The sequence below is a fragment of the Nitrospira sp. genome (assembly GCA_029194665.1).
In the GTDB taxonomy this organism is placed as follows: domain Bacteria; phylum Nitrospirota; class Nitrospiria; order Nitrospirales; family Nitrospiraceae; genus Nitrospira_D.
This window is the reverse complement of the sequence record JARFXO010000001.1, coordinates 798953-822804: the sequence shown is the minus strand read 5'-3', so window position 1 is coordinate 822804 and position 23852 is coordinate 798953. Positions and strand designations below refer to the sequence as shown.

22 protein-coding genes and 1 other RNA gene are annotated in these 23852 nt (G+C 55.3%); 10 read left to right on the top strand and 13 right to left on the bottom strand.

Going from position 1 to position 23852, the window contains the following annotated elements; translation table 11 throughout:
• The first annotated feature begins 73 nt into the window (after positions 1-73).
• The 4 genes from P0119_03975 to P0119_03960 all read left to right on the top strand — a co-directional run bounded on the left by P0119_03975 (position 74) and on the right by P0119_03960 (position 5060).
• Positions 74-1441 carry a M20/M25/M40 family metallo-hydrolase gene (locus tag P0119_03975; GenBank protein ID MDF0665216.1) on the top strand — a complete coding sequence of 456 codons (1368 nt, stop codon included), beginning with the start codon at positions 74-76 and terminating at the stop codon, positions 1439-1441.
• A gap of 301 nt (positions 1442-1742) precedes the next feature.
• Positions 1743-2072 (top strand): divalent-cation tolerance protein CutA, encoded by a 330-nt coding sequence (locus P0119_03970; protein MDF0665215.1) that lies wholly within the window; start codon positions 1743-1745, stop codon positions 2070-2072.
• A 128-nt stretch (positions 2073-2200) separates the two neighbouring features.
• A complete protein-coding gene (locus tag P0119_03965; GenBank protein MDF0665214.1) occupies positions 2201-3223 on the top strand; it encodes a M23 family metallopeptidase in 1023 nt (340 codons plus the stop codon).
• 154 nt (positions 3224-3377) lie between these two features.
• Positions 3378-5060, top strand: a complete 1683-nt coding sequence (locus P0119_03960; protein ID MDF0665213.1) for a formate--tetrahydrofolate ligase — start codon at positions 3378-3380, stop codon at positions 5058-5060.
• 3 nt (positions 5061-5063) lie between these two features.
• Here the strand turns inward: P0119_03960 and hflC are convergent, their stop codons facing one another.
• The 11 genes from hflC to P0119_03905 all read right to left on the bottom strand — a co-directional run bounded on the left by hflC (position 5064) and on the right by P0119_03905 (position 15419).
• Complete coding sequence (gene hflC, locus P0119_03955) at positions 5064-5924, bottom strand: protease modulator HflC (GenBank protein ID MDF0665212.1); 861 nt, start codon at positions 5922-5924, stop codon at positions 5064-5066.
• Positions 5921-7048 carry an FtsH protease activity modulator HflK gene (gene hflK / locus P0119_03950; protein MDF0665211.1) on the bottom strand — a complete coding sequence of 376 codons (1128 nt, stop codon included), beginning with the start codon at positions 7046-7048 and terminating at the stop codon, positions 5921-5923. Before hflK ends, hflC begins: the two co-directional genes overlap by 4 nt.
• Before the next feature lie 515 nt (positions 7049-7563).
• The gene (locus P0119_03945; GenBank protein MDF0665210.1) at positions 7564-8631 is read right to left on the bottom strand and encodes a cysteine synthase A; all 1068 of its coding nucleotides are present in this window, start codon (positions 8629-8631) and stop codon (positions 7564-7566) included.
• An 83-nt stretch (positions 8632-8714) separates the two neighbouring features.
• Entirely contained in the window at positions 8715-9557 is an 843-nt protein-coding gene (locus tag P0119_03940) for a phosphate ABC transporter ATP-binding protein (protein ID MDF0665209.1), read from the bottom strand.
• Positions 9554-10417, bottom strand: coding sequence for a phosphate ABC transporter permease PstA (gene pstA, locus P0119_03935; GenBank protein ID MDF0665208.1), 864 nt, complete (start codon positions 10415-10417; stop codon positions 9554-9556). Before pstA ends, P0119_03940 begins: the two co-directional genes overlap by 4 nt.
• Positions 10410-11288, bottom strand: a complete 879-nt coding sequence (gene pstC, locus P0119_03930; GenBank protein MDF0665207.1) for a phosphate ABC transporter permease subunit PstC — start codon at positions 11286-11288, stop codon at positions 10410-10412. Before pstC ends, pstA begins: the two co-directional genes overlap by 8 nt.
• Entirely contained in the window at positions 11245-12111 is an 867-nt protein-coding gene (locus P0119_03925) for a phosphate ABC transporter substrate-binding protein (protein ID MDF0665206.1), read from the bottom strand. The genes pstC and P0119_03925 overlap by 44 nt, the downstream gene beginning before the upstream one ends.
• 35 nt (positions 12112-12146) lie before the next feature.
• Positions 12147-13184 carry an arsenosugar biosynthesis radical SAM protein ArsS gene (gene arsS / locus P0119_03920; protein MDF0665205.1) on the bottom strand — a complete coding sequence of 346 codons (1038 nt, stop codon included), beginning with the start codon at positions 13182-13184 and terminating at the stop codon, positions 12147-12149.
• On the bottom strand, positions 13185-14372 hold the full coding sequence (locus P0119_03915) for a methyltransferase domain-containing protein (protein ID MDF0665204.1): 1188 nt from the start codon (positions 14370-14372) through the stop codon (positions 13185-13187).
• Between the two features lie 357 nt (positions 14373-14729).
• Positions 14730-14915, bottom strand: a complete 186-nt coding sequence (locus P0119_03910; protein MDF0665203.1) for a hypothetical protein — start codon at positions 14913-14915, stop codon at positions 14730-14732.
• A 213-nt stretch (positions 14916-15128) separates the two neighbouring features.
• On the bottom strand, positions 15129-15419 hold the full coding sequence (locus tag P0119_03905; GenBank protein MDF0665202.1) for a hypothetical protein: 291 nt from the start codon (positions 15417-15419) through the stop codon (positions 15129-15131).
• 617 nt (positions 15420-16036) lie between these two features.
• On the opposite strand from P0119_03905, the gene P0119_03900 reads away from it, so the two are divergent.
• From P0119_03900 to P0119_03890, 3 genes are all read left to right on the top strand, one after another.
• Positions 16037-16561 carry a hypothetical protein gene (locus P0119_03900; GenBank protein ID MDF0665201.1) on the top strand — a complete coding sequence of 175 codons (525 nt, stop codon included), beginning with the start codon at positions 16037-16039 and terminating at the stop codon, positions 16559-16561.
• A 104-nt stretch (positions 16562-16665) separates the two neighbouring features.
• Positions 16666-17478, top strand: a complete 813-nt coding sequence (locus P0119_03895) for a methyltransferase domain-containing protein (GenBank protein MDF0665200.1) — start codon at positions 16666-16668, stop codon at positions 17476-17478.
• A gap of 57 nt (positions 17479-17535) precedes the next feature.
• Positions 17536-19398, top strand: a complete 1863-nt coding sequence (locus P0119_03890) for an ATP-dependent DNA helicase (protein ID MDF0665199.1) — start codon at positions 17536-17538, stop codon at positions 19396-19398.
• Between the two features lie 164 nt (positions 19399-19562).
• On the opposite strand, the gene P0119_03885 is transcribed toward P0119_03890, so the two are convergent.
• Complete coding sequence (locus P0119_03885) at positions 19563-19787, bottom strand: hypothetical protein (GenBank protein MDF0665198.1); 225 nt, start codon at positions 19785-19787, stop codon at positions 19563-19565.
• A gap of 846 nt (positions 19788-20633) precedes the next feature.
• Between P0119_03885 and P0119_03880 the strand changes: the two genes are divergently transcribed.
• The 3 genes from P0119_03880 to ssrA all read left to right on the top strand — a co-directional run bounded on the left by P0119_03880 (position 20634) and on the right by ssrA (position 22975).
• Positions 20634-21068, top strand: coding sequence for a hypothetical protein (locus P0119_03880; protein MDF0665197.1), 435 nt, complete (start codon positions 20634-20636; stop codon positions 21066-21068).
• A 191-nt stretch (positions 21069-21259) separates the two neighbouring features.
• Positions 21260-22504, top strand: a complete 1245-nt coding sequence (locus P0119_03875; GenBank protein ID MDF0665196.1) for an NnrS family protein — start codon at positions 21260-21262, stop codon at positions 22502-22504.
• Positions 22505-22625: 121 nt separating this feature from the next.
• Positions 22626-22975: a transfer-messenger RNA gene (ssrA, locus tag P0119_03870) on the top strand.
• A gap of 178 nt (positions 22976-23153) precedes the next feature.
• Here the strand turns inward: ssrA and P0119_03865 are convergent.
• Positions 23154-23732 carry a plasmid pRiA4b ORF-3 family protein gene (locus tag P0119_03865; protein ID MDF0665195.1) on the bottom strand — a complete coding sequence of 193 codons (579 nt, stop codon included), beginning with the start codon at positions 23730-23732 and terminating at the stop codon, positions 23154-23156.
• Positions 23733-23852 lie beyond the last annotated feature (120 nt).

Genomic DNA, 23852 nt, shown 5'->3' with positions numbered 1-23852 from the left:
AAATAACCCGTATCTGCTTCCTCTTGCGGGGTACGATCGCTATAATTCTCCGTCTTTGAGCCAAGGAGGATCAATGGTGAGTGAGCGGCGACTGAGGAAGTTTGTAAGCGAGTCACGCCCCAGGTTTGAGGATCTGTTGGGACAGATGGTGGAGGTGCCGTCAATCAGTATGGAATCATCCCGTGCGGGTGATATGCGACGGATGGCTGACCTTGCGAGGCAGTACCTGGCCGGACTGGATGCCAAGGTGCAAGTCGTAGAGACAGGAGGATACCCAATTGTCTCCGGAGGATGGACCACAGGCGGCCAGTATCCGACTGTCACCATCTACAACCATCTGGACGTGCAACCGGCGCAGGAGCCGGAATGGAGGCAGGCGCCGTTTACCTTTAAGAATGAAAACGGCATCTATCGAGGGCGCGGAGCGACCGATGACAAGGGGCCGGCTCTCACGGCGATGTTCGGCGCTCGATTTGCCATCGAACAAGGTTGGCCGATCAACATCCGATTCTTGTGGGAACTGGAAGAAGAGATTGGAAGTCCACACTTTGCCGCCGGGCTTAGACACCCTAGCGTGATTCCGCGACCGGATTCCGTGGTTGTGTCCGATACGATCTGGATTGCCAAGGGGCGACCTGCTGTGCCATACGGCTTGCGGGGCTTGGTGGGTGCACGCCTCATCCTGCGTACCGGAGCCAAAGACGCACATTCAGGTGTGACCGGAGGAGCGGCTCGCAATCCATTGGCTGAATTGATCGAAGTGGCGAACACCTGCGTTGATGCCAGGACCGGCAGGGTAAAGATACCGGGTTTCTATGACGATGTGATCGGGCCCACGAAGAGCGAGATCAAGAATTTCCTCAAGTCTGGCTTCGAAGTGGAACGTTTCAAGAAAGCTTATGGGTTTCGGTCGCTTCGTACGCAGAATCCTGCGGAGATCATGACACGGATCTGGGCATCTCCCACCTTCGAGATCCATGGACTCAGCGGGGGATATCACGGACAGGGTGTTAAAACGATTGTGCCAGGTCATGCGGAACTCAAGGTCAGCATGCGCCTGGTTCCCAACCAAGTACCCGAAAGAATGTTTGCCCTGTTCAAAGCGCATGTTGCCAAGGTCAATCCAAGCGTGAAGGTTGAGCGAGAGGGCTTGCTCCATCCCTTCAAGGGCAGTTTTGACGGATCTTACGTAGATTGTGTGAAACGCGCCGTAACGGCTGGGTTTGGCAGGGATCCCGCCTTTGTGCGAGAAGGAGGATCAATCGGTGCAGTGGTCGCCATGCAGAAAGCCTGGAAGGTGCCGATCCTTTTCATAGGTCTGAGTCTGCCCGAGCATGGATATCACGCTCCCAACGAATATTACGACTGGGGCCAGGCCTTGGGAGGAATGAAGACATTTGCTCATTACTTCTTGGAGATAGCAAAGATGGGGAAGATATAAGAGTTGGTCTTTGATCACCTCGTGGGCGGGTCGTGCAATGCTAGAAATGGTCAGTTTTGAACAGCGTGTCCAAAAAATTGTTTGACCGCCACGTTTACCATACAATCGCTTGCCCCAGACCAACATCCTCAATCGAAGTTGAAGTCATAAGTCATTGTAAATAAACACAATGTTCTTCATGGGCCTTAATTGATAAGGCACGGATGTTGCTCAGCATCAACCCAGTGGGTTGGGAGTTAGTTGTTCCGATGGAAGGATCACGTTGAATTGTAGAGAAAGGCTTGGGTATTCTGGTCACCCTATGGTGGCTGAACCGATCCAGGTGCTGGTTGTCATGGTCACAGCAGCAAGCCAAGATGAAGCGGGTAAGATTGCCGACCAAGTGGTACGCTCCCGCCTCGCAGCTTGCGCTTCGACGATTCCGACAGTGCGCTCAACTTACTGGTGGGAAGGAAAGATAATGAATGACCAGGAGTCACTGCTTCTGATCAAGACAACTTCTGATAAATTCAATGCGCTCGAAGAAACAATACGGAAGATTCATTCGTACAAGGTCCCGGAAATAATAGCGGTTCCGGTGAGTAATGGGTTTCCACCTTATCTTGAGTGGGTTCACCAAGAGACATCCTAGATGATGTGGTTGAAACTATCTCTTCAAAACATTATCCTTAAGGTCGACCAAGAGGAATCAATCGAATAGTTTCCAAGGCTGGTTCAGAGATACCTAACCAGATACCATAGGCACGGGGGACGAAGGTCATGGGTCAAACGAATCTTCAAGACAACGACGCCTTTACCGTTGTAGTGTTTCGAGGTTCCACCGCAAAGCCCATCCGCTTCAGCTTTTCGAGGAAACTCCTTCGTCGATTGCTGGTTTGTCTGGGTGTGGTCATCCTTGCCGATCTCCTCGTGGTTTCACATTATGTCATCAGAACAGGAGAGGTTTGGGAGCTAACGGCTTTCCGTACTGAAGCCATGAGTGCACGAGAGCAGACTGCGGCATTCTCAACCGCCGTTGATGATTTGAAGAAGCGTCTTGGGGCGATGAATGAGGTTAATCAAAGGCTTCGAGTCATGCTGGGTATAGAAGTTCCTAAGACGGGTGATATGGCAAACGGCAGAGGTGGAGAAGAGGTACCGATCCCAGAAGGAGGAGGAAACACGATTTCCGGTGGAAACGAACCAGGGCCTTCATCCAGTTCCCCAAGGCAGATATCCGAAGGCGATCAGGAACGCTCCTCTACCGTCGGCCTAGGGTCATCTCGAGATAACCTCCGGGCCGTTGCATCAGTGAAAGAAGGTCTGGAATGGCTTTCAAGACAAGCAACTGTACAGGAACTTATCCTTGACGAATTGTCACAAGCGGCTGAGCAGCGTTCGTCTCGCTGGGCATCGACGCCCTCAATTTGGCCGGTGAAGGGCTGGATAACGTCGGGATTTGGCCCGCGAATTTCACCTTTCACGGAGAAGCCTGCGTGGCATGATGGATTGGACATCGGGGCCGCCCCGAACACTCCGGTCCATGCTCCAGCCCAAGGAAGAATTACGTCCATAGGCTATGATCCCAAGCTTGGGAACATCGTCCGACTGGATCACGGATTCGGAGTTGAAACGCTTTACGGACACCTTGCGAAGGCCTTGGTAAAGGAAGGCCAGAGGGTCGAGCGTGGCGATGTCATTGCGCTTGTTGGGAGCTCAGGACTGTCCACCGGACCCCACCTGCACTACATGGTGAAATTGAACGGCCAGGCACTTGACCCAACCAAGTACATCTTAGAGTAGCGGGCAGTTCAGACCTTAATCGATGTTCTACAGACTTGGTTCTGTCTTCTCGATAGTTGAATCGTCTTCACTTTGAGCACGATAACTTGCTTCCAATCGCTGCCAACTGCCTCTGCTGTTGTCTACCACATAGACAAAGCATGATGAGCGCCTCTTGAGCGATATCGAGATCGCCCAATCCGGTACCTTGCGCCCCATTGTTGAAATCGGCTCTCTGCTTGGGATACGTGCCGAAGAGCTCACCCTCTACGGACGGGATAAGGCGAAAGTCTCACCGCAGGTATTGGATCGGCTTATGACTGCCCCGAAGGGGCGGTATGTTCTGGTCACAGCAATGAACCCAACACCTTTGGGAGAGGGAAAGACCACGACGTCGATAGGTCTTGCCATGGGACTCTCGCGGCTAGGGTATCGTGCCGCGCTTACTCTCAGGCAGCCATCGCTCGGTCCTGTCTTTGGGGCGAAAGGAGGAGGGACTGGTGGAGGACGTGCCCAAGTCGCCCCGATGGAAGATATCAACCTTCACCTGACTGGGGATGCCCATGCTGTGGTTGTCAGCCACAATCTGCTCTCCGCCTTCCTCGATAATCATCTGTTCCATGGCAATACTCTCTCAATCGATCCTCAACAGATTACGTGGCCTCGGACCTTGAGTATTAGCGATCGCGCTCTCCGGAAGATCATGTTGGGTGAAAAACCGGACAGACGTCCAGGGCAATTCGTCATCACCGAGGCTTCAGAAGTGATGGCGGTGCTGGCGTTAGCGAAGGACCAACGCGATCTCCGCGAGCGGCTCGGGCGAATACTCGTAGGGGTGACAAGGGCCGGTACGCCGGTCACGGCCGAAGAGCTCCGTTGCGTGGGATCGATGGCTGTTCTCCTAAAAGACGCCCTCATGCCGAATCTGGTTCAAACTCTTGAAGGGACTCCGGCATTCGTCCATACGGGGCCTTTCGGTAACATCGCGCATGGCAACTGTTCGATCATTTCCGACGCAATTGCGCTGAGATGCGCGGACTTCGTCATAACGGAGGCGGGTTTCGGTAGCGATCTTGGGGCCGAAAAGTTTTTCAATATCAAATGTCGCGCATCGGAATTGGCTCCGACACTGGCAGTGGTCGTGGCTACATTACGGGCGCTGAAACTCCATGGCGGCGGAGGCATTGCCAAGGCAGGCGTTGCCTTGCCTTCGAGTCTCACGGGTCCGAATCGGGAAGCCCTCTCGAAAGGATTGGCCAATCTGGAGCAACATGTCTCCAACGTTCGAGCGCATGGGGTGCCGGTCGTTGTCGCCGTCAATGCTTTCAAAGATGACCCACAGGATGAATTGGACTGGGTTCGGGAACAGTCGCTCAAGATGGGAGCGGCAAGTGCGGCAATCTCAACCCATTGGGTCGACGGTGGGAAAGGGGCCGAACAGTTGGCAGCCGCCGTCGTCAAGACATCGGAAAGGCCGGCCCACTTCAAACATCTTTACGAATTGTCATGGCCGATCAGAAAAAAGATCGAAACCATTGCGACCCGCATGTATGGAGCGGCCGGAGTCACATTCGGACCGGAGGCCGAACGTCAAATCGAAACAGCGGAGGCGTTGGGGTACGGCGGCTTACCCGTTTGCATGGCAAAAACTCCTCTATCACTATCACACGATCCTGGACTGAAGGGGAGACCAACCGGATTTATGGTGCCGATCCGGGAGTTGCGGATTCTGGGCGGAGCAGGATTTGTGACCGCCGTCTGTTCAGGAATTCAGCTCATGCCGGGATTACCCAAGAAACCGGCCGGTGAACGGATCAATCTCGACCCAAAAAGTGGAAAGATTGTGGGTCTTTCTTAAAACTCAGCGTTGCTTGAGGTAACGGAAGAATTCTGAGTCCGGGCTCATCACCAACGTTGAGCCGTCTTTGAAGGCGCTTTTGTAGGCTTCCATCGAGCGGGTAAATTCGAAAAACTTTTGATCTTGCCGGTAGGCATCGGCATAAATCCGAAACGCTTTGGCATCTCCGCTGCCGCGAAGTTCTTCAGCTTCTTTATAGGCCTGGGCGAGGATAATTTCCCGGTCTTTCTCGGCTTCCGATCGGATTTTTTGTGCTTCCTCCGCTCCCTCAGCTCGATATTGCTTGGCCTGTCGTTCTCGCTCCGCTTGCATGCGCGCAAAGACCGCCTTCTCGTTCTGTTCCGGCAAGTCGGCTCGCTTGATCCGCACATCCTGAATTTCAATGCCGTACGCTGAAGCTTTTTCGTTCGCCCTTGCGGTGACTACTTTCATGATGTCCGCCCTTGTGCTTGAGACGATCTCAATCAGGTCGTGTCGGCCCAACTCCACGCGAAGCTCAGAATAGATGATGTCGTGCAGCCGTTGGAGAGCACCGCGCTGGCTTTGGAACGCCTGATATACCTTCAGGGGATCAGTGATTCGCCATTTGGCGAAATTGTCCAGGAGCAGCGTTTTCTTGTCTTGGGTAATGACATCCTGTGCACTTGAATCGTAGTCCAACAGTCGCTTCTCGAAGTACGTGACCTCCTGCACAAACGGCATCTTCACGTACAGCCCTGGCTCAGTGATGTTTCGAACGGGCTTTCCGAGTTGCACGACGATCGCAGTCTGGATCACGTCCACGACGAAGAGGGGGGAGGCTCCTAGCACAAACAGCGCAATCGTTACGGCGAGTAACGCGATCGCCATTCCTTGTTTTGTCATGGCCTGGCGTTCCTCGACTTTAGGGTCGGCGATTGGTCCGGCCTGGACTCCTCGCCCTCAAGTTGCGGGACAGGTTTGGCAATGGGCGTGGACGCGGGTTTGGAGAGGCGATCCAGTGGGAGATACGGTAGGAGACGCTCTCCGCCTTTCCCGTCGATGATGATCTTCTCCATATGGGGAAGGATTTCTTCCAAGGTTTCGATATAGATGCGCTTGCTGATGACGTCCTTCGCTTGGTTGTACTCTTTCAAGGTGGCCAGGAACCGATTCGTCTCGCCCTGAGCGCGATTGACCCGCGCCTGAGCAAACCCTCTTGCCCGGTTGACGAGTTCAGCGGCTTCACCCTTTGCTCTCGGTATGATGTCGTTGCGGTACCCTTGCGCCTGGTTGATGAGCTTTTCCCTGTCTTCTTTGGCGTTCGTCACGTCTTTGAAGGCGGCAGCAACGGCCTCGGGAGGATCGACGTCTTGGAGTTGCACAGCGGCGATCTGCACGCCGGAGTGATACTGGTCCAGAATCGACTGAAGCAACGTCATGGTATCTTGCTGAATCACCGCTTTCCCGGTGGTCAAGGCTTCGTCGATCTTACTCTTACCGACCACTTCCCGCATGGAGGCCTCAGCAGCTTTGCCGATGGTCTCATGGATATCAGCGACGTTGAACAGGAAGTTGCGGGCTTCTTTGATCTTATACTGAACGATGAATTCGATCGCAAGGATGTTCATATCGCCGGTCAGCATCAAGGCTTCCTGAGGCACCGTCTGTTGACGGCCTTGTTGATTGGTGCGGAAGCCGACCTCCACGCGATAGAGTTTGGCGACCTTCGGCTGAAGGACGGTTTCAACGAGCGGAATCTTGAAGTGAGGCCCCGGTTCCACCGTACGGACTGGAACACCGAACCGTTTCACGACACCTTCTTCATCCGGTGCGACGATAAACACGCTCTGCCAGACCAAGAAGATCAGCAGAGCGGCGATGACGAGGTTCACAATGCCGCCTGATGGCAGGAGACTTTTCAATCCACCGGGAGGGAAAATATCCTTGAATTGTGATTGAGCCTGCTTGAAGGCCTCTTCAAGCGGATCAGACTTCTTGCCCCACGGATCTTTTGGGTCCCAGACCATTCAGAGATATTGATGTTCAATATAGAAGTAAAGATGAAGCGACACCTTAACAGAGTGCAGACTCAGGAGCAAGATGGCCATGCAAATGCGTGACCAAGGTAGGATTCATTCGGTGATCTGCTTTGGCGGTTTTGAGAGCAGATGCGGTTCCAGTTCAGAAATTCGTTGTGCTAAGCGCTGTAGGATCTCCTGAAGCCTTTCTTTTTCTACCACCCCGGCTTTCTGCGCAGCGCCGCCAAACCGTCTGGCGCATGCGGTGTGGTGAAACTCCTGCCCTCTGGGCTTCACAGCAGCTCAGCACAGCGATATTTTTAGTGAAAGGGATTTTTGCCATCGCTGTTGCCTCGTCAGAGACCAGAGGACTTAGCGATCGTCTGGTTTTCTCCGTCTTGTTTGTACGCGGTGGTCTGTCGAGATCCAGACCCGTCGGCACAGAAGCATTTTTTGATCTGGGCACGACAGCTCAAGGGCATTCAGTATGAGACGGATTCCGTGGGAGGCTCGACGGCTCTGCATTACTCAAGAAGGGTCTCGATGGACAAATCCGTTCTCAGTCCATTGGCCGCAAGCCATTCCGGGTTGAAGATCCTCGATTGATACTTCGCGCCGGAGTCGCACAGGATCGTCACGATGGTCTGGCCCCGTCCGTGCTCAAGGGCCATCCGAACCGCGCCGGCGACGTTGATGCCGGAGGATAGGCCGAGAAACAACCCCTCTTCGCGCAGTAGTTGGTACAAAATGGTGAGTGCGTCCTGGTCGGGAATGCGCCACGCGGCATCGACCGCAAGACCCTCGAGGTTCTTGGTCACGCGGCCTTGGCCGATCCCTTCGGCAAACGAATCACCGTCCGTGATCTCTGTGTTGCCCTTGGTAAACCACGACCACATCGCCGCGCCGTAGGGGTCGGCGCAGCCAATCGCGATGTTCGGATTGCGTTCCTTGAGATACAGCGTCGTTCCTGCCAGCGTCCCGCCGGTACCAACGGCGGACACAAAGCCGGTTACTTCTCCATGGGTCTGTTTCCAGATCTCCGGACCGGTAGTACGGTAATGCACGAGACGGTTGGCGCGGTTGTCGAATTGGTTGGCCCAGAACCACCCCTTGTCCTCCGCCATTCGCCGAGCGACGTGGTTGTAGTTGTCTGGATGGGAATACGGCTGCTCCGGCACGGGAAGTACCTCCGCGCCGAGTGTGCGCAGCAGGTCGATTTTTCCCCGCGACTGAGTTTCGGGAATCACAATGACGGAATGGTAACCCCTCGCATGGCCGATGACAGTGAGCCCAATGCCGGTGTTCCCGGCCGTCCCTTCGACGATGGTGCCACCTGGCCTGAGAAGCCCTTTCTCCTCGGCATCCTGGATAATCCCGAGCGCTGTGCGGTCCTTCACCGATCCGCCTGGGTTCATGAATTCCGCCTTGCCGAGGATTTCGCAGCTCGTCAGCTCAGAAAGATGACGTAGGCGGATCAGCGGAGTATTGCCGACGTGGTGGTCCACACCATAGTACTGCGATGTATTCATGGACGGGAAGGAGGCAGGTTCACCAGCCGGGCCATCATTGCGTTCATCCTGGATGCTCTTCATGACAAAATGCAAGTGGCCCAGCAAAGCCAGCCGAACGGGAGTCTGTAAATATCAGTGCTCCACATGTACCGCTAATGACATCACTATCCTCGCATGCCGCTGACATATGCAGCGGTCAGTGGATCACGAGGATTCTCGAATATCTGTTTCGCGGCTCCGGCCTCGATCAAACGACCGGCTCCGTTCTGGACCCAGAACAAGGCAACATAGTCCGCGATTCGACGGGCCTGGGCCAGATTGTGCGTGACGATCAAGATGGTATAGCGGCCTCGCAGACTGACGATCAGATCCTCGACCATTCCGCTGGAGAGTGGATCGAGGGCGCTGCACGGTTCATCCATGAGCAGCACCTCAGGTAAAAGAGCTAACGCCCTCGCGATACAGAGGCGCTGTTGCTGGCCCCCGGATAGGGCCAGAGCCGGCGAGTCCAGCCGATCCTTGACCTCGTCCCAGAGGCCGACATCGCGTAAGGTGGTCTCCATCGTCTGCGCAATCTGTGTTCGATCTCGTAACCCATGCTCGCGTAGGGGAAACTCTAGGTTTCTCCGGATAGACAACGGAAAGGGATTCGGTTTCTGAAAAATCATGCCGATGCGGCGGCGAAGCTGGATCACATCGGTGCCTGGTGCCAACACATCGAGAGCATCGATCATGATCCTGCCCGAGACACGACACCCGGCGATCAGATCGGAGAGGCGGTTCAGGCAAGTGAGGAAGCTGGTCTTTCCACACCCGGACGGTCCTACGAGGGCCGTAATGCATCCCTTGATGATCGACAAGGTCACGTCCTGAAACGCCGGTTTTTCCCCGTAATACAAGCTGAGCTGATCGACCTTAACGAATGGTTGGGGTTCACAGCAGGCAGACCGATCTCCGAACGGATGTCGAGGGCGCGGTTCTATTTTGCTCGGTTCGACCGGCCTCATACGGTCATGATCTTTCGGTGGAGCCCGTATGTTGCCAGCCAAGAGGCGGCACTGTTGATGGCGAGCAACAAGATGACCAAGACCAGCGCTGAGGCATAGGCATTCGCGTCTCCGCCGGACACGTTCATGGAGAGATCGAAGATGTGGATAGACAATGAGCGGCCGGAATCGAGCAGCGACCCCGGCATCCGATCCACATAGCCGCTTGTGAAGATGAGGGCGGCCGTCTCGGCAATCGCACGGCCGACTCCAAGTACCAGACCCACCAGGAGACCTGGTACCGCTGCCGGCAGCAAGAGATGAACGAGGGTCGTGGTACGGGACAGTCCCACTGCCGCTGCGGAAAGCCGATAGCTCGCCGGCACAGCACGAAACCCTTCTTCCGTCGAGCGGATCAAGATCGGCAAGACCATGCAGGCCAGAGTCAGCCCGCCGGAGAGAATCGAGAAGCCGAGCCCCAGTGTCTTGCAAAAAAACGCGTTGCCGAACAGACCAAAGACGATCGACGGCACACCAGCCAGGACATCCAGACTTCGGCGAGTCATCCGTCCGAACAGGCTGTAGTCCGATGTGAACTCGGCGAGGAGGACGGAGGTGCCGATACCAATGGGAAGGGATACCGCAAGACAGACGCCCAGAATCAAGAATGTCGAAACAAGGATAGGGCCGATCCCGCCTCGGCGTCCGGCGTTTTCAGGGAAGGCTGTCAGAAATGTCCAGGAGACATGACTCAGCCCATGCCAAACGATGTCCCCCAACAGCCAGCAGAATACAGCGGTCACGAGCGCCGCCGCGCCCCAGACGAGCACGAACGCAAACCATTCCCGGGGATCCTGTGGCCGGCTCAACGGCTCAGCCATACATTCTCCCGCGAGTAATCCATTCCGCCGAGACGGCAAGCGCTATAATCACGGCCATCAAGACGAGTCCACTGACGAACAACGCAGCGCGATGGTCTCCGAGCGCATAGGCCATCTCCAGGGCGATATTGGCGGTCAGCGTCCGGATCGGGTCGAAGAGGCTGGAAGGAGTCTGCACCACGTTTCCAGAGACCATCAGAATCGCCATCGTTTCCCCAATGGCTCGACCGATTTCCAGGGTCACCCCGGTGAACAATCCCGATTTTGCCGCTGGTAACACAATGTTTCGGATAGTCGCCCATCGCGGAATCCCCAATGCAGCAGCCCCCTGTAAATATTGTTGAGGTACATTGGCAAAGCTGGCATCGGCCATCAACGCGATGGTGGGGAGAATCATGATCGTGAGGATGAGGATGCCCGCTAACAGGCTGGGTCCGGGCGGTTGTATCTCTGCAATCAACGGGACCAGTACGACGAGTCCCCAGAATCCGTAGACCACGGAAGGAATGCCTGCGAGCAACTCGATCAGGCGTCGATAGGGCCGGGCAAGCGCGAGCGGCGCATAGTAGTGGCAGAAGATGGCGGAGAGAATGCCCAAGGGGGTGGCAATCAGCACAGAACCAGTCATGGCGAACAGCGTTCCCCACAACATCGGGGTGAGGTTGTACAATCCCTCTGCTGGATGCCAGGAAGGATCGGTAAAGAATCGGAGCAGACCAAGGTGATGGAGAGCGGGAAGCGCTTCCAGGATCAGGAAGACTACGATGAGCAGGACGATTGTGCCGACGATGGCCGCGGTGCCGCGCAAGACCCAGCACAGGAGCTCGTCAGTCGACCAGCGGGACAAAGTATTGCTGCTTAATGATGTCATGCACGGCTTTAGACTGTGCATACTCGATAAAGGCTTTAGCCAATCCAACCGGCACAGTACGAGTGACGAGGTGTAATGGACGAGACATCGGAAAGGTACCGTTCCGCACGGTTTCGGTGGAGGCGGCAACCCCTCCGACTGAGAGTAGCTTAATCGGTACCCCTTGCGATTCATCATATTCTGCCGTGCCGATGGAGACATACCCGATGGCATGACGATTCCCGGCTACGGTTTTGATTCCCTGTTCATTGTCACCAATGACCACATGAGCTCTCACGTCCGTATTCTTCAACCTGAAATAATGCAAGAACACTTCCACCGTAGACCGTCCCTCCGCTTTATTCACGACGGTGATGGGAGCGTGCTTTCCACCGACATCCTTCCAATCAGTGATCTTGCCCTTGTAGATCGTGACGACTTGCTCGTCGGTGAGTGCTTGGACAGGATTTTCTTTGTGCAAAATGATCGCAACACCGTCGCGCGCCACCGGAAACGCATGCAGATCCTTCTCCTCGTCTTTCATCACGCGCGAGACCATGCCGATATCGGCGAGGCCCTGGCGTGTGTCGGCGACTCCGCGCGAGGAGCCGCCCGTCTGGACATCCACCCGCACTTTGGGATAGAGATTCTCGAATCGTTTACCGATCTCGGCTATCAAGGGAGCCAAGGTGCTGGCACCAGTAATTGCCAGCTTGCCCGATAGGGGATCAGTCGCGGTCGTCTGGGGCGTCACGGATTCCGGAGTCCCTAGGAGGGCCACGATGCATAGCACGGCAAGAGAACCGGGTATGTTCTGCCGAATTAAATCGATAGATCGATGCATTGAGATATCTCAATATCTTAGTCGTAGATAATTCTTCAAGCGACCGCTCCACCGCAAGATGAGCCTGAACCGGCCGTGCAGCCGAAACAATGATTGCGTGTGACGATCTGGCGATGATGGAGCTTGGCCGGGTCGAAGTCTCGGATATGCGACGGCAGTCCATGATCGAGGGATAGATCGAGCATCTGATTGAAATCGCAATCGTACAATCGACCGTCCCAGCCGACTGACAGGGTATAGCGGCACATGACTCCGGCTGCGGCAGCGGGGTTGAACGCATTGGCCAAGCGAGTCATGTATTGTTCGTAGTTGCCGCTTTCAATAAGGAACTCCAGGAATCGGCTGATCGGCATGTTGGTGATCGTATAGAGCTGGTTAAATTCGATGCCGTGCCTGGTCCGGAGTTCCTTCTTAAATTGCGCTTCAATGGCCTCTTGCTTGGGAGGTAGAAACGCGCCGACAGGATTATGGACGAGGTTCAAGGCCAGCCCACTGTCCGGTCGTCCATAGCCGAAACGATTTAAGAGCCGAAGTGCCTCCATTGATTTCTCAAAGACGCCCTCGCCTCGCTGCGCATCGGTCTGACCCGCACGATACGAGGGAAGAGATGCGATGATCTCAACACGATGATCGGCCAGGAATCCCGCCAGGTCCGCCTGCGAGGGCAGCAGCAACACGGAGAGGTTGCAGCGATCAATGACATGCCGGCCGAGACCACGGACCTGTTCGACCAACCAACGAAAGTGTGGATTGAGCTCCGGGGCCCCACCCGTAATATCGGCTGTGGGAATGTCGGTTTTGGCCAGAGCTCGAACGCACTGTTCAGCCGTTTCTAAGGACATGGCTTCTGTACGATCAGGCCCGGCATCCACATGACAGTGACGGCAAGTTTGATTACAGAGCTTTCCGACATTGATCTGAAAGACTGTAATACCGGTTGCCCGAAGAGGGAAAATACCTGCCTGATTGAGCCGAAAGTCAAACGGTGGTGAAACGGTTGACTGCTCAAGGAGACGAAGTTGTTCAGCTGCGGAGGCGAGAGGGTTGCTTCGGCCAAGCAACGTGAGAGTCATCTAGCAACAGCCTCCATCCGGTGAGCAGGTCACAGCTTCGCCGCTCACACGATCGCCGGCCCGATTCAGAATGACGAAATGAGGTTGGTATCCTGCCGTTTCTAGGACAGCCACTGTTTTAGAGCAAATCTCCAGCGGCTCTCCACGGCGATAGAGATGGTGGTCGTCATCAGCAGCTTCGATGAAAGGTCCGGCCAGGAGCGCATAATCGCCTTGCCAGGTGCATGGGGTCTGTGCCGGAAACACTGTGGTCCAGCGTGGATCATGGTCATCCAACACAACAGGGTCGGCAGTCAGGAGAAAATGATCGGCGAATGGAGGATGGCTCAGCAGTTTGACATCATCCGTGGTAATTGGCTGTGGAATACCACGCTGGTACTTCCTCCCTCGCTCATCCACGACGAAGCTGAAAGGACCCCGAAGGGTGGCGTAGTGGATCGAAGAGACCGTCAGGGCCATGGGCAACTTGTAACCTGTCAACGTGACGGAAAAGAAATGAATGCCGTCGATGACCCGCCAGGGTGAAAACTCCACGAGATGGATGCCAAGAAATCCTGCTGCCCTCATGCCGCTCATGTAGTCGGTAAGCGTCAAGGCGCCCGATAAACAATCTCCCCATTTCTGGGTATCGTGGACAAGGTATTGTGGGACGGTTTGGTCCGATACAATGTCGGAGATAGTGAACCGTCCCCCTGGCTTGGCGACCCGATGCATTTCCTGGAACACCTTTCGCTTGTCCGGCGCGAGGTTGATCACGCAATTCGAGATGATCAGGTCGATCGTGCCGTCTTCCACCGGCATCGCATCGGCCAGGCCTTTGCGAAATTCCACGTTCGATGTGGGATAGCCGAGATTCGCTGCCACCTTCGCCGCATTCTTGCGGGCGATTTCCAGCATCGTATCGGTCATGTCGATCCCGATCACGTGGCCTGTGGGGCCCACCAAACGCGAGGCTTCAAAACAATCGATGCCGCCGCCCGACCCGATGTCTAAGACAGTTTCTCCGGCCTGCACCGTCTTGAGCCCAGCCGGTGTGCCGCAACCATAGGAGACCTTTAGCACCTCTTCGGGAATGAAGGTTTTAAGGTTTCCCATGTCATAGCTGGTGGGGCAACACATTTGTTCGCCCGTCGTAGCGGCCTTGGCGTACCGGTCGCTGACTTTTTGTGTGATTTCATCAGTGGGCATGGTCGGCCTCGCAAAATTGGTCAGAAAAACTGCAAAATATGTGTACCAACACTCCACCCGTCGGGTCAATCAGAGCTTCCCCAGGGGACGAAGAAGATCGGTGAATAGAACATCCGATCGTTTGCCTTCCAGAGTCGGTTTCAGAACACAAGTCTTACAGGTATGTCCAAGTAATCGGATAGGAGATGACGACTTCGGCAGGCTGGCGATGACCTCGCACGGGCGGAGGAACATCCGGGATACATCGAGGTCAGGAGCGTAAAGGATGGCTTACTGTCAGCACGGCATCGGCTGTTCACATCTGTCGATGTATCAGCAACCGCTGGTCTCGCGTCGCCGAGCGCCCTCTGCAGCAATTTATGGAAGGCTGAGTTCAGAAACTTTTCGCAGCGCTTCGAGTAACGTCAGGTCAAAATTTAGACGAGATAAGTTGAGTTGCAGCGCCTCGAAGGTCTCTCCTTGTGCCCAATGGTCAGGAAAATTCGGCAAAGAGCCCAGCCACTGTTTCTCATTATCCAGATAGAAACATTTGAACGTCTGCATAGGCACCTCGTTTCTAGGCTATGGACCTGGACCGCCGAAGAGCCGTCCCGGCCTCCAGGGGTGCTAGGTCCATTTCAACACGCCCTTGTCGATGGGTCAAGGATTCCTAATGAAACCAAGGTCTGTGGCCGTTCAGGGAGGATGGCCTGGTCTTGATTGAGTCGAACTCCTGTGTCGAGGCATGAAATGATCCGTGGCGGCGATCGGCTGCGTTCAGCGATTACTGATCATCGCGAAGAGGAGCTGTTCCACCCTGGCTCGGCGGTTGATCTGGGCACGCGACATGGTGCGTGACCTCGTGGGTGTGTGACGGGAACGCGTGGATGTGTGACTATGATGCCGGTCGCACTCTTCACTCCCGTATTGGTCCTGTTCTGATTCTTGGGCGATAAGATCTTGGTGCAGCTGCCACAGCTTGATCTGTAAGTCCTCGAACGACTCCCCATGGGCCTCGTGCTCCGGGTAACCCTGCAGATAGCCACGCCACCCGTTTCCATCCTGCATGATGATGTATTTCGTGGAATGCATCAGGGAAAGTATAGCTGGACATTTCAGATGCGCAAGCGAAGGGAGAAAACAAATCAATTTATGTTCCAACATTCGCAACGCATTAAGAGATCCTGTGAGTTAAGACGCTTGTCTCCATCCAGCTAAGCCATCTTGGATAGCCTGCTTGGCTCATGCTCGTTCACCTGAAAGGATGCGTTGAATCGGGTGAGAGTTGAAGTTCACCGGGTCGAAGTGAACGTTCGTCTTTTAAGAATGTACGTATCAGATCTTGCAATCATGCAGTGATAGTTCGCGTGTTTGAGCGATTCCTATCCGTGCAGCCTATTAAACCATGATTCAGTGGCCTGCCTGTGATTTTTGAGGTCCCTTCGGCATCTTCTCTACGTTTCCTTCGCAGTAAATTGATTTTCATTCTATATCGTCATTTTCGGAAACCGCGCGACACGTAAAATGACGGTGTGTGGTCGGAGTTGTCAGGCTGATTGGACGGCGGACGAGACTGTCAATTTGTGGTGAAAAGATCGACAAGAACCGATGTCACGGTTACATTTCGAATGAGGCCCTGTGCAACCCTTTTACTACTCCGACCGAGTGGAGAGAGGAGCCAAGACATGATCCCAACCCTAACACCGACGGATGAACAGTTGAAGGACCAGGCGATCAGGCAAGCTGTGACGGGCGATACCGCTGGAGCGCGACAAACTGCAAATGACATCGTTGACAGACGGTACCTGAGAGAGGCGTGGCAGATGATGCTGTTCGCCGAATCGGAGCGGGGGGATGTACAGACCGTGACAGACACGATCCGCTCATGCCCTGATCCGTCGCTCTTGGCCAGCCACTTTTACCTTGAGCTGCCTCAAGTCTTCGTCAAGGCCGGGGACCGATCCGGAGCCATCGAAATTGCCACAGCCATGGGCGATGCCGGAGTCTTACCGCTCATCGGCATCGCCGCGCATCTGGCGCAGGACGGAGATCTCGAAGGGGTACGTGACGCGCTCTCTCATATCGATGATGAAGGGTTGCGAGCCATGATCCTGCGAAAAGTGAGTGTCTATCAACCGGATATTCAGCGACTCGATGGACTGAACAGGGTGGGAAACCAAGCCACCACAGCCGATTCACTGGCGGCATGACAGTTTTCATCCCGTAGCCCTCCCCTCCCCTCTCTTGACTGCTCTCACTGAACTGCCTACTCTCTATTCCTGCGACGATTGTGGGTAGGCAAGGGAGTACGTCCGTGAATCCAAATAAGGCACTCTGGGAAAAAGGCGACTTTACGCGCATCGCGGCGAGTATGAGGGAGAGTGGAGAAGCACTTATCAAAGCCCTCGGAATCACGCGAGGACTCAAGGTGCTGGATCTGGGATGCGGCGACGGCACGACGGCGGTCCCGGCGGCAAAACTCGGTGCGGAGGTCTTAGGCGTCGATATCGCCAGGAATCTGGTGGCTGCGGGGAATAAGAGGGCACGGGTGGAAGGCCTCACAAACCTGAGGTTTCAGGAAGGCGATGCAACCGATTTACATGAAGTGAACAATAAGACGTTTGATCTGGCCATCAGCATTTTTGGCGCCATGTTTGCGCCGAAGCCGTTTGATGTGGCCAAGGAGATGGTAAGGGTGACCAAGCCCGGAGGCCGGGTGGTGATGGGAAACTGGATACCCAACGATCCGACGTTGGTGGCCCAAATCCTAAAAATCAGCGCCACTTACTCGCCGCCTCCGCCGGAAGGCTTTGTTAGCCCGATGACCTGGGGCATCGAGAGCCATGTGGTCGAGCGATTCACAGGCGCAGGGGTTCCCCAAGAACGGATCTCATTCGTCCGAGATACCTATACGTTCAATTATCCAGACACGCCATCCTCGTTCGTCGACACATTCAGAAGATACTACGGACCCACGATGAGTGCGTTCGAGGCTGCGGAAAAGAACGGTCGGGCGGCTGATCTGCAGAAAGAACTCGAGACTCTGTTTGAAAGCCATAATGGGAGCATCAACAATGAGGTCACCTCTATTCCGGCGACCTATCTGCGGGTGACTGTTTTCGTATAATCGATCGATGTGCAGGCGCGTGTGGCCTGCATGCTTTGTTTCTGATTCACCTTTCCAGTGGATGATCTGATTCGACAGCTTAACGACCGGTTCGGGTTTGCGACGTTCCGGCCGGGCCAGGAGGACGTCATTCACGCCGTGTTGGCGGGGCGCGATGCAATGGCCGTCATGCCGACTGGGCAGGGGAAGTCGCTTTGCTATCAATTGCCGGCGACCCTATTGCCGGGGCTGACCCTGGTGATTTCTCCGCTGATCGCGTTGATGCAAGATCAGGTGACGGCCATGAAGCAGCGGAAGATTGCAGCGGCGGCGTTTCACTCCGGCCTTAGCGGTTTGGAAAAGAGCCGCGTGATGCAGGATCTCCAGCAGCGGCGAGTTCAGCTGCTCTATCTGGCACCGGAACGGATGCAGCATGAAGAGTTTCTCCGACTGTTGCGTTCCCTCTGGCTGTCGTTGCTGGTGGTCGATGAGGCGCACTGTATTTCCCAGTGGGGTCATGATTTCAGGCCAGACTATCTCAAGATCGGTCGTCTGCGCCGGGATCTCACGAATCCACCCTGCTTGGCCTTGACGGCTACGGCCACCGCCCGTGTGCAGACGGACCTGTGCCAACGGTTGTCGCTTCGCGATCCGTTCCGATTGGTCGCGGGTTTTCGGCGGACGAATCTGGCCCTGTCCGTCCATCATTGTCAGACCTTCCAAGAGAAATTAGGAATGGTGGAGCGCTTGGTTTGCGGAACAGAGAAGGGCATGATCCTGATCTATTGTGCGACCCGCCGGACGGTGGAAGAGGTGGCGGCCTGGTTGGAATCATCTCACTCGTCGGTCGACTACTACCATGCCGGGCTCTCGGATGAAGAGCGGCGACTGGTGCATGACAAGTTCCGCCGGGGGGCGTTGAGAATCCTGGTGGCGACGAATGCCTTCGGCATGGGGATCGATAAGCCGGATGTCAGGCTGGTCCTCCATTTCGACATTCCGGGCAGTCTGGAGGCCTATTACCAGGAGGCAGGGCGTGCCGGCCGTGATGGACAGCCCGCTGCCTGTGTGTTGCTGTTTCATGAACGTGATGTGGCCACGCAGGAATATTTCATTGCGCAGGCCTCAAAAGATTCTGAAGGCGCCGAGCGTGCGGAACGCATGAGGACCATGCTGCAAGAATTGCTGGGGTACGTATCGGCGTCGACCTGCCGCCAGCTCGCGATTCTTGACTACTTTAGCGATCAAGCTGAGTTGGCCCTGGGGCCTTGTGGCCTGTGTGATCGTTGTGTTGCGCCGGTGCGCCAGCCGAGCCGGATGATCTCCCACGAGACCGCCCTGTCCGCGAAGGCGATTATTGATACGGTATCCTGGTGCAGGGGTCGGTTAGGTATCGGACGAATCGTCGACATTCTTCGTGGAAGCCGTTCGAAAGCGCTGCTGGCTTACAGCGTAGAGGACTGTCCGACTTATGGCATCTGCCGTACCCGTTCCAAGGTGGCAGTGACGACGCTCGTGAAGACTCTGATCGGCTCCGGGTATCTCCATGTACAAGGTACGGAGTATCCCACCATCGATGTAACGCCCAAAGGACGAGAGGTTCTGCAAGGACTTTGCACGTTAACCTTGGAACAGGTAGAAAACTATCCGGCCGGTAGATTGGAGAGGAAGCCGGATCGTCAGCGAGCCGCCTTGGTGAATATCCCTCAAGCTTCCCCACCGGATCGACAGCTTATTGAGCGACTCAGACGACTCCGCTCTGAACTTGCCGAGGAAGAGGGTGTCGCGCCGTTTCTCATTTTTCACGATCGAACGTTGAAAGCCATTGCCGGTCACAAACCGGAGACAGCGGCAGCCCTGTTAGAGATTCCGGGTATCGGCGAGAGAAAGGCAGAACGGTATGGCCGGCGGGTATTGGCTGTGGTCAATGGACATCAATAGCAATCTGCCTTCGGCTATCGACTCGAATCCAGCGACAGGTCATCGTCGGGAATGGGAGGCCGTTCCATAGCTCCTACCGGCTGGTTGTGCAAAGACTCCTACACGCGAATGCCACCAGAAATTTCCACCTGTGCCAAGTCTCGATGAGTAGGTTTGCTATCCCACTACGCCGCTGCCGGCCGAACGACCTTTTTCGCCAAGGCCAAGCGTGTAGCCAGCCGGTTGGCCCTCCGAGTGCGCTGCATAATCCGGTGATGGTGGATCACCGGATCCTCGATATTGCCGCAGGTCATACACCGTAGTCCGCGCATCCACATCGGCAGATAACTTTCTTGCATATCCAGTAAATGGTCCACGACCATGAGCCCGCTGCATCTGGTACAGGTCATCGGAATCCCTCCTCGGTAAACAGTTGAGAACCGCTGAATCGCGATTCATCAACCGATGATCTCAGTAACTAAGCAATGCCGGTGCCACCAGGAGATCAACGAGGGCGCACGAGGGCTATCGGCAATCAATGCCGGATCTGAGCGCCCTTTCATGGTTTCCTTTATAGGGCGCTATGCAGAGGATTCCATTTGGCGACCGTATCTCAAACGATACGCTCCGAGAGACAAAAGGATACAGGTCTCTGCGAATGTAGAATGGTCCGATGCGACCATGCCACATCGTTCGAAAAGGCTATGTTTTTCATACGTAAACGGTCCGAGCCGGTCGATTCCACATAGAACCTCTTTGGACTGAAGTATCCGTGATTCCATGGATATTGGGGTTGGCTCCCTGGACGACCGCTGATTCCAGAGAGATTCGCTCTGAATCATATTCGATTCAACGCCTTTCGAAGCCGTTCATCTGAGGAAGGTCTGAATAATTTCCGATGTCGATTAACCAGCAGACAAAACACAGGGAATTTAACTGATCACTGTCTGAAGCCCTGAATTAATCAGACCTTTCCTAAGATCTTATTACGAAGCACGCCGTCTCGCCTGCAAGTTACGTATGCTAGAAATGCGTATGAATAATTGTGTATATTTGAGCCCCGAATCTCCGCACGATCTTTGCACGGTTGTTGGTCAAGCTATGGGTCGCCTAATGCTGAAGCCCCATGCGGTTTTATTTCAGACAGCGATGGATTTTAGGTTTTCTGACGAAAGACAGTGCAAATCCTGCGCGCCTAGGACCTATGACAATTGCGCGGTCAACAAATCGAAATGGGTCTTACGAGGAGGTGCCTTATGAGATTCATACCGAACGTGATGTTCGCCATGGGACTGCTAAGCCTCATGACCGGGTGTGTGGAGAGGCATCGCACCTGCAACAGTCAGGAGATGATCGCAATGAAAGAGAAGGGGTTCAGCGTTGATGACATCGACAACATGTGTACCACCTTTAAAGTAAGAGACGAGTCCATCAAGGCGGTTGCCGACGTGATAAAGGTCGTGGCGCCCATTGCGGCAGACCCATTCAAGCAGAACCCTTCCGGGCAAGCCAATTCAAACACAGGGGCAGGTCAGACAAACCTACCATTCAATGTTCCCGCGTTCTCAAGTAGAAACGCAACCTTCTGCGCCACTCAGTATGGGAACTGCCCACTGGAAACGCATATGCCGACAGGGCTTCCCTGCGGATGCCGGACGCCCTTCGGGGCTATACCGGGTGTCACACAATAGGAGATGGAGTTGAAATGAATGTAGCCGGTCGAATCTATTGTTGAGAAGCTGATCGAATTATCGAGGTATCCTGCAGCTGTGTCGGCAGGGAGATGTGATGATCGGCGCCTGGACGATCGGGGACAGTGTCAGCTTTGGTAACGCAGCTCTCAGGATTGACATGACTCCGATCCCCCGGCGAGAATCACACAATGGCACCAAAGGAAATGCAGATTGTGACTCAGCCGGTAGCCGTCGTAACACAAGGGGGCGACGAACCATCGTTTCCCCTTTACGCGGGACCAGCATTTTTGTCGTACGGATTCCGGCCGTTCTTTCTGGGTGCCGCGCTCTTCGCTGGTCTGACCGTCCTCTTCTGGATTACCCTGTTCGCTGGCGGTGTGCATGTAGAATTTCTTTATCGCCCGCGTGAATGGCATGTCCATGAGATGCTGTTCGGGTTCATACCGGCGTTGATTGCAGGATTTCTGCTGACGGCGATGCCGAATTGGACCGATCGCATGCCGCTCAGAGGCGCCCCCTTGCTAGCCATGTTCCTGCTGTGGCTGGCTGGGCGACTGCTGTTGGTCTTCCCGTGGACAGGGGGCCCTGCAGCCGCCGCGATCGACGGAGCCTTCTTGGTCCTGCTGGCGGCCTACGTCTGGCGGGAGATTATCGCAGCCGGCTGTTGGGACCGGGCGCCGATCGGTGTGCTGGTCAGTTTCTATGCTTGTGCGAACATTCTCTTTCACATATCGGCTTTGCCCGGTGTGCCCACTGATTTCCCCGAACGCTTTGCCTTGTCGGTGATGACGCTGCTGTTGACGATCATCGGCGGACGTCTCACGCCCACTTTTACCCGGGAGTTCTTGGCTGGTAGGGACATGACAAAGCTGCCGGAAGTATTTTCTCCGATGGATGCTGCGGCTATCCTGCTGGTCCTCGTGGCTGCGCTTGCCTGGATCGCCCAGCCGGAAAGTGTGTGGGCAGGAACCATGCTGCTTGTCGCCGGAGTAGCAAGTGTGGTGCGCGTGCTGCGCTGGGGAGGGTGGCGGACCTTGGGCGAGCCACTCGTGGTGATTCTCCATATCGGTTATGGATGGGTGGGATTGTTTTTGATCGCGCTTGGCGGGGCGATTCTAGGAATTGGATTTTCCACCGCGAACGCGGTTCATCTTCTCACCACTGGAGCGATGGGGGCGATGACCCTGGCCGTGATGACTCGAGCGAGTCTCGGCCACACGGGACGACCGCGACATGCTGATCGGCTCACGGTGGCGATCTACATACTCGTCAATGTCGGAGCATTACTGCGAATTTTTGCCCCGAACCCCGAGACACCGACACTCCTTACTCATGCGTTACTTAGCCTGTCGGCACTCAGCTGGAGTGGCGCATATCTACTCTTTGCGTTCCACTATGGACCTTTCCTTGTCCGTCCGAGCCTGGATGAGTAGAGACCTCAGGCGGATAGTGTTCGACAATCTTCGAGAAGGGGCTTTGGACAGAAAGTGGCGTCCGATTGACAGGTGCGGTATGATGAGCATCTGTAATGAGTTGGGCAACAACCTGAACAAAGGGGGCGACCGGTTTCGACGGGGATACTGAGGTCACTGTCGCATGTCGAGCTCTCGGGGACTCGTAACCCTCCGGGAAAATGCAACTGCCAATCAAGAACTGGCACTCGCAGCCTAATTTAGGCTGAGACGTCGTTCCATCTGAGGCCCGCGGGGGTGGAATGGCGTGATGCAGCGGGCTGGTCCCAAGCCGGTGCTCAGCGGCTGAAGACGAGACTTTTCTGGGCTAGCGGCTGTTCTAAGCCTGCCGATGGGCGTGGACGGCTGCGAAGCTTAAATTGTCGGCTACACATGTAGACGCAGTGTACCGACGATCTTCGGACAGGGGTTCAACTCCCCTCGCCTCCACCAAACCTCGCTTGCGCGTGCCGCCCGCTCTTTATCGCTTTATCGGGATTAAGGCGGGCGGATAAACGCCTTCAGTGTTTCCATTTGTGTCATACCGCACTTCGTGCGTTCCGACAGCTCGCGCGAGGTCTTTTTTCGTGATGCCTCCGAAGGACTCCATCAACTGATAGTCGCCATCGCTTCAAACCCGAAGACGCCGGAGTGATGTGTTGACGGCGTCCAGATCGAACATCTCCGGATCAAAGCTGCCGCCTACCCAGACCAACAGCTCCTCGTGCTCCCTGTGGGCGGGATTCATGATCGCTTCGAGAAATTCCTGATATCCCCACAGACCGCCGCAATCCTCAGGTGGACATGCCCGCTCGCCGGCCAAACAGAAGGGGTAGGTGGCTCCAGACTCCGGTTGAAGCGTCTTCTCCACGACGATGTCGTGCTTCCAGCTATCTCCGAAGTCATATTCGTACTCGAACTTCTGCTTTGCGCGTGCCACATGATTCAGGCGAGCGCGCCGGTCGCTCTGAAAATTCAGGTGCCCGTCCGGGTCCGGTTCGGCGTAGTCCACCCCTCCGATGCTGAACCTGTGCAGGTGTGAATTGGTCCATCCCATCGCGATCTGTAACACAAGGTGCAGCTTCGCCAAGGTGATGTCGCTAGGCACTTGCACGCGTCGCCAAATCGAGGGCGTAATCTCTCGCAAAGAGACCCTGAGCTGGTGCACGGACGCGCCGATCTTCTCCTTCTTATCCTTGTCCTGTCTCATGCCACCCCGAGGCTCCACTCAATTCAATTTAGAATCTGCTCGTCGTTCAGGATGATCGGTTTACTGGATGCATAGGAGCTTAGAGCACATACGGGCACAGGTCGGCCCCGTTGGGCCACA

Coding starts and splice junctions, on each gene's coding strand:
- P0119_03915 (MDF0665204.1), bottom strand. CDS start 14,372: ATGCCCACTGATGAAATCACACAAAAAGTCAGCGACCGGTACGCCAAG.
- pstA (MDF0665208.1), bottom strand. CDS start 10,417: ATGGCTGAGCCGTTGAGCCGGCCACAGGATCCCCGGGAATGGTTTGCG.
- P0119_03925 (MDF0665206.1), bottom strand. CDS start 12,111: ATGCATCGATCTATCGATTTAATTCGGCAGAACATACCCGGTTCTCTT.
- hflC (MDF0665212.1), bottom strand. CDS start 5,924: ATGACAAAACAAGGAATGGCGATCGCGTTACTCGCCGTAACGATTGCG.
- P0119_03945 (MDF0665210.1), bottom strand. CDS start 8,631: ATGAAGAGCATCCAGGATGAACGCAATGATGGCCCGGCTGGTGAACCT.
- hflK (MDF0665211.1), bottom strand. CDS start 7,048: ATGGTCTGGGACCCAAAAGATCCGTGGGGCAAGAAGTCTGATCCGCTT.
- P0119_03905 (MDF0665202.1), bottom strand. CDS start 15,419: ATGCAGGATGGAAACGGGTGGCGTGGCTATCTGCAGGGTTACCCGGAG.
- P0119_03900 (MDF0665201.1), top strand. CDS start 16,037: ATGATCCCAACCCTAACACCGACGGATGAACAGTTGAAGGACCAGGCG.
- P0119_03910 (MDF0665203.1), bottom strand. CDS start 14,915: ATGCAGACGTTCAAATGTTTCTATCTGGATAATGAGAAACAGTGGCTG.
- P0119_03970 (MDF0665215.1), top strand. CDS start 1,743: ATGGTGGCTGAACCGATCCAGGTGCTGGTTGTCATGGTCACAGCAGCA.
- pstC (MDF0665207.1), bottom strand. CDS start 11,288: ATGACATCATTAAGCAGCAATACTTTGTCCCGCTGGTCGACTGACGAG.
- P0119_03875 (MDF0665196.1), top strand. CDS start 21,260: ATGGCACCAAAGGAAATGCAGATTGTGACTCAGCCGGTAGCCGTCGTA.
- P0119_03880 (MDF0665197.1), top strand. CDS start 20,634: ATGAGATTCATACCGAACGTGATGTTCGCCATGGGACTGCTAAGCCTC.
- P0119_03975 (MDF0665216.1), top strand. CDS start 74: ATGGTGAGTGAGCGGCGACTGAGGAAGTTTGTAAGCGAGTCACGCCCC.
- P0119_03965 (MDF0665214.1), top strand. CDS start 2,201: ATGGGTCAAACGAATCTTCAAGACAACGACGCCTTTACCGTTGTAGTG.
- P0119_03885 (MDF0665198.1), bottom strand. CDS start 19,787: ATGACCTGTACCAGATGCAGCGGGCTCATGGTCGTGGACCATTTACTG.
- P0119_03865 (MDF0665195.1), bottom strand. CDS start 23,732: ATGAGACAGGACAAGGATAAGAAGGAGAAGATCGGCGCGTCCGTGCAC.
- arsS (MDF0665205.1), bottom strand. CDS start 13,184: ATGACTCTCACGTTGCTTGGCCGAAGCAACCCTCTCGCCTCCGCAGCT.
- P0119_03940 (MDF0665209.1), bottom strand. CDS start 9,557: ATGAGGCCGGTCGAACCGAGCAAAATAGAACCGCGCCCTCGACATCCG.